Origin of the sequence: Streptomyces sp. NPDC059740 (assembly GCF_042733155.1) — a bacterium.
In the GTDB taxonomy this organism is placed as follows: Bacteria; Actinomycetota; Actinomycetes; order Streptomycetales; family Streptomycetaceae; genus Streptomyces.
The window spans coordinates 1-5,443 of sequence record NZ_JBHWGP010000003.1; the positions used below are offsets into that span (position 1 = coordinate 1).

A 5,443-nucleotide genomic window follows, 5' to 3' on the forward strand; every position below is an offset into this window, starting at 1 on the left:
AAGCACGCCGCCAGCGTTCGTCCTGAGCCAGGATCAAACTCTCCGTGAATGTTTACCGGTAATCCGGTGACACATGCACGAGAGCGGAACAGTCGGAGGAATAGTCCGACTGTTCACAGCGTCCTCGCTGTGTGTTTTTCAAAGGAACCTCGTCCCGACGATCGTCGGAGACGGGGTATCAACATATCTGGCGTTGACTTTTGGCACGCTGTTGAGTTCTCAAGGAACGGACGCTTCCTTCGGTCCCTTTCGGGCCCTCCGGGCGCTTCCCTTCGGTGTTTCCAACCTTACCAGATCCGTTTTCCGGTTCCGGCCCCCTGTCGGAGCGGGGTTTCGCTTTCCGGTCCGGCCCTTCCGGGCTTTCCCTTTCGGCATTTCCGACTCTATCAGATCCGTTTTCCGTTTCCGTCCCGGCCGCTTGGCCGTTCCGAACTCGGAAGGTGTTTCCGATTCCCCGTCGGAGGGGCTGCGCTTTTTGGCGCGGTACGACGTTATCAGAAGTGATTCGCCGTGTTTTCCGCCCGGTGATGAGGAGCTCGGACGCGGTGAGCGCCTCGGGCTTCCCCGCCGGACGGAGTCGTAAACCTACTGGAGCGGGGCGGTCGGATGCAAATCCGGCCGCCCCGCTCCTACGCCCCGTCAGGTCGGGGCGTGACAGGCCCTCAGACCTCGACGACGACCGGCAGGATCATGGGCCTGCGCCGGTAGTTGTCGGACACCCACTTGCCGACGGCACGGCGGATCAGCTGCTGCAGCTGGTGCGGCTCGGCGACGCCGTCCTGGGCCGCTCGCGCGAGCGCCTCGTCGATCTTGGGGATGACCGCGTCGAAGGCCTTGTCGTCGATACCGGAGCCCCGCGCCTGGATGAACGGCCCGCCGGCGATCTTGCCGGTGCTGCTGTCCACCACCACGAAGACGGAGATGATTCCCTCGTCGCCGAGGATGCGCCGGTCCTTCAGGTGCGTCTCGGTGACGTCGCCGACCGAGAGACCGTCCACGTAGACGTAGCCGGCCTGGACCTTGCCGGTGATCTTCGCCCGGCCCTTGACGAGGTCGACGACGACCCCGTCCTCCGCGATGACGATGTGGTCCTTCGGTACGCCGGTGAGTGCGCCGAGCTCCGCGTTGGCCCGCAGGTGGCGCCACTCGCCGTGCACCGGCATCAGGTTCTTCGGCTTGCAGATGTTGTAGAAGTACAGCAGCTCGCCGGCTGACGCGTGGCCGGAGACGTGGACCTTGGCGTTGCCCTTGTGGACCACGTTGGCGCCCCACCGGGTGAGCCCGTTGATGACGCGGTACACGGCGTTCTCGTTGCCGGGGATCAGCGACGAGGCCAGGATGACCGTGTCGCCGGGGACGATGCGGATCTGGTGATCGCGGTTGGCCATCCGGGACAGGGCCGCCATGGGCTCGCCCTGGGAACCGGTGCAGACCAGCACCACCTCGTCGTCCGGCAGGTCGTCCAGCGCCTTGACGTCGACGACCAGCCCCGCGGGGACCCGCAGGTAGCCCAGCTCGCGGGCGATGCCCATGTTGCGGACCATCGACCGGCCGACGAAGGCCACCCGTCGCCCGTACTCGTGGGCGGCGTCCAGGATCTGCTGGATGCGGTGCACGTGGCTGGCGAAGCTGGCGACGATGATGCGCTTCTGGGCGCTGGCGAAGACGCCCCGCATGACGCCTGAGATGTCGCGCTCGGGGGGTACGAAGCCCGGCACCTCCGCGTTCGTCGAGTCGACGAGCAGCAGGTCGATGCCCTCCTCGCCGAGCTTGGCGAAGGTGGGGAGGTCGGTGAGGCGACGGTCCAGCGGGAGCTGGTCCATCTTGAAGTCACCGGTGTGGACCACCATGCCCGCAGGGGTGCGGATGGCCACGGCCAGGGCGTCCGGGATGGAGTGGTTGACCGCGACGAACTCGCAGTCGAAGGGACCGACCCGCTCCCGGTGCCCCTCGTGCACCTCGAGGGTGTACGGGCGGATCCGGTGCTCCTGCAGCTTGGCCTCGATGAGCGCCAGGGTCAGCTTGGAGCCGATCAGCGGGATGTCGGGCTTGAGGCGCAGCAGGTACGGGACACCACCGATGTGGTCCTCGTGCCCGTGCGTCAGGACGATGCCCTCGATGTCGTCGAGCCGGTCCTTGATGGACGTGAAGTCCGGCAGGATCAGGTCGATACCGGGCTGTTCCTCCTCGGGGAAGAGGACGCCGCAGTCGACGATCAGCAGGCGACCGCCGTACTCGAACACCGTCATGTTGCGGCCGATCTCTCCCAGGCCGCCGAGGGGGGTGACGCGCAGGCCACCCTTGGGAAGCTTCGGCGGTGCGCCGAGCTCGGGGTGCGGATGACTCAAAAGACTCTCCTCACCACACGCGCCACGTTGCCTCCGGGGCACGTGGCGCGCATGACATTCGTGCACTTGCTGTTGTGTGAGGTGCGGAAACGCACCTGTGTGGACGTCTTGCAGGCGACCGCCGGAGGCGGGGCGCGGTGGTCTTCCCCGCGCTCACCCGTCCCCCGGTGGTCGATGTGCCGTATTCAGTTGTGAAGTCCGTTGTCAGAGATGTACCCCGCCGGCGGCCAGATCGTGCGTGAGCTGCTCGGCCTCCTCGGGCGAGAGCTCCACGAGCGGCAGCCGCAGCGGTCCGGCGGGCAGTCCGCGCAGGCCCAGGGCCGCCTTGGTCGTGATGACGCCCTGGGTGCGGAACATGCCGGTGAAGACGGGCAGCAGCCGCTGGTGGATCTCGGTGGCCTTGACCACGTCCCCGCTGCAGTGCGCGTTCAGCAGTTCCCGCAGCTCCGGGGCGACCACGTGGCCGACGACCGAGACGAAGCCGATGGCGCCCACCGAGAGCAGCGGCAGGTTGAGCATGTCGTCGCCGCTGTACCAGGCCAGGTCGGAGCGGGCGATGGCCCAGCTGGCACGGCCCAGATCGCCCTTGGCGTCCTTGTTGGCCACGATCCGCGGGTGCTCGGCCAACCGGACCAGCGTCTCGGTGTTGATCGGGACACCGCTGCGGCCGGGGATGTCGTAGAGCATCACGGGCAGGTCGGTGGCGTCCGCTATGGCCGTGAAGTGGCGCAGCAGCCCCTCCTGGGGCGGCTTGCTGTAGTACGGCGTGACGGCGAGGAGTCCGTGGGCGCCGGCGGCCTGGGCGGCGCGGGCCAGCTCCAGGCTGTGGCGGGTGTCGTTGGTGCCGGCTCCGGCCACCACGAAGGCCCGGTCGCCCACCGCCTCGACCACGGCGCGGACGAGCTGGGCTTTCTCCTCATCGCTGGTGGTCGGGGACTCACCGGTGGTGCCGTTGACGACGAGACCGTCGTTCCCGGCGTCGACCAGGTGGGCGGCGAGGCGCTGAGCACCGTCGAGGTCCAGAGCACCGTCCGCCGTGAAGGGCGTGACCATGGCGGTCAGGACCCGCCCGAAGGGGGTTTGCGATGTGGAAGTCGGAGCCATGGGGTCCACGCTACTCGTTGGCGGCCGTCACATGTGCCCTAGGGCCGCCCCGGATCTTCACGTCAGAGACCCGGCACTGCCTGCTCGGGGGTTCAGGCAGTGCCGGGTGCACTCCTCACAGTAGAGGAAGCGGAGGAAAAGCCGCAATACGGACGGATGTCATCTCGCGGCACGCCGAGGTTCGGCTTGACAACGCCACCCCGGGGACTCCACGGCCCCGCGCCCGTCGGCGGGGAGCCGTGTCGGCCGGTCGGGTCAGGGGGCCACGCGGCCGTTGGCGTTGAAGGCCGCGTGGGTCAGCGGCATGAGTTCGGCCCAGTGGGCCTCCATCTGCTCGCCGACCATCTCGATCTCCCGCTGGGGGAAGGACGGCACCTTCGCGTTCTCGTGCTGGGTGCGCAGTCCGAGGAAGTGCATCAGCGAGCGGGCGTTGCAGGTGGCGTACATGGAGGAGAAGAGGCCGACGGGCAGCACCGCCCGGGCGACCTCGCGGGCGACCCCGGCCGCGAGCATCTCCCGGTAGGCCTCGTACGCCTGCCGGTAGGAGTCCTCCATCGTGCGGCTGACCAGCTCGTGCTGATCGGGGGTGCCCTCGACGAACTCGTACTTGCCGGGGCGGCCCTGCTGCACCAGCCGTCGGTCGGTGCCGGGGACGTAGAAGACCGGCTGGAGCTGCCGGTAGCGGCCCGACTCCTCGTTGTAGGACCAGCCGACCCGGTGGCGGTGGAACTCGCGGAAGACGAAGATCGGGGCGCTGACGAAGAACGTCATGGAGTTGTGCTCGAAGGGGCTGCCGTGGCGGTCCCGCATCAGGAAGTTGATCAGCCCCTTGGACCGCTCCGGGTCCTTCGTCAGCTCCTCCAGGGACTGCTCGCCGGCGGTGGAGACGCGGGCAGCCCAGAGCACGTCACTGTCCGCGGCGCTGTGCCGGACCAGCTCGACCGACACGTCCCCCCGGAAGCTGGGGGCGGTCTGCTCGGTCCCGTCGGCGGGGGTGTCTGCGGTGGGCTTGGTCACCGGGGCGGTTCCTTCCGTGCTGTACGTCGGCGGGTGTTCTCCCGACGGCCCCCGAGCTTAGCCGCGGGGTCCGACAGCGGTTCCGGCTGCGCGGTCCGCGGCGCCGCCGACGCCCGTGACGTTTTGCCGCTCGCCGGGACGGGAACGCCCCTGACGTGCCGGTTTGCAGCCGCCGGTCACCTGCGCACACCCCGCCGGCTGCCGGTACGCGGTGCCCCTGAAGGGGACGGCGGGCCGCGCCCACCGGCCTGACGCCCGTCGTCCCAGAGGTGGCGGGACGGTGAGGGGTTTGTGCGGGACCCGCTGTCCGGCACGGGACCGCAGGTTGATATTTTTCACAGAAGTCGCGGGAAACGGGCACCATTCGGGCGCCACACCCGTCTTCTTCAGTGACAACGCCCACTTCTAGGTTCTGGGGAGAGACGTTCATGTTCCGCCGCCGGCGAGAGCCTGTCCCGTTCGCCTTCGTCGCCGAGGCCGATCGTTTCCGCAGTAATGTCGCGCCGCCGCCGCGCGAGCGTGCCAGCCGTGCCGAACTCGGTCGTCGCACCCTGGCCAGTCTGCTGGTCGCCAGTGGTCTGGCGGGGGCGCTGCTGCTCGGTGGACCTGCTCTGCAGCCCACCGGCGCAGGCGGCGTCCACCAGTCGCAGTCCGAGGCCGCCAACCGCTGACGCCGGACGGCCTGCGCATCGCGGGTCCCGGGTGGAAGGGGTGGCTCCGACTGGCGGGACGGACCGCCCGGCTGAGTGGTTCGGGCCGCTGAACCCCGCTAACCTCACCGTTCACAACGACGGACAGTGGACGAGTAAGGATCAGCCGTGCCTCTCACCTTCCTGACGGCCGACCGCGATCTCGACAACCCCGGAAGCGGGGGGGGGCCCCCCCCCGCCCCCCCGGCGGAGGGCGGGCCCGCCCGCGGGCGCCCGCCGGAGCCGGCCGGGCCCCCGGGGGGGGGGGGGTCCGCCCGGCGGCGG

The 5,443-nt window shown here is 69.2% G+C and carries 4 protein-coding genes; 1 reads left to right on the forward strand and 3 read right to left on the reverse strand.

Annotated features, from left to right (window positions below; translation table 11 throughout):
• Nucleotides 1-662 precede the first annotated feature (662 nt).
• The 3 genes from ACFV3R_RS04720 to thyX form a co-directional block, all read right to left on the reverse strand.
• A complete protein-coding gene (locus tag ACFV3R_RS04720) occupies nt 663-2,348 on the reverse strand; it encodes a ribonuclease J (RefSeq protein ID WP_385575519.1) in 1,686 nt (561 codons plus the stop codon).
• A 204-nt stretch (nt 2,349-2,552) separates the two neighbouring features.
• Nucleotides 2,553-3,452: a 4-hydroxy-tetrahydrodipicolinate synthase gene (dapA, locus tag ACFV3R_RS04725; protein WP_385575522.1), complete on the reverse strand. Its 900-nt coding sequence runs from the start codon at nt 3,450-3,452 to the stop codon at nt 2,553-2,555.
• Nucleotides 3,453-3,707: 255 nt separating this feature from the next.
• The gene (gene thyX, locus ACFV3R_RS04730; protein ID WP_385575525.1) at nt 3,708-4,469 is read right to left on the reverse strand and encodes an FAD-dependent thymidylate synthase; all 762 of its coding nucleotides are present in this window, start codon (nt 4,467-4,469) and stop codon (nt 3,708-3,710) included.
• 428 nt (nt 4,470-4,897) lie between these two features.
• On the opposite strand from thyX, the gene ACFV3R_RS04735 reads away from it, so the two are divergent.
• Nucleotides 4,898-5,140: a hypothetical protein gene (locus tag ACFV3R_RS04735; protein ID WP_385575528.1), complete on the forward strand. Its 243-nt coding sequence runs from the start codon at nt 4,898-4,900 to the stop codon at nt 5,138-5,140.
• The last annotated feature ends 303 nt before the right edge of the window (nt 5,141-5,443 follow it).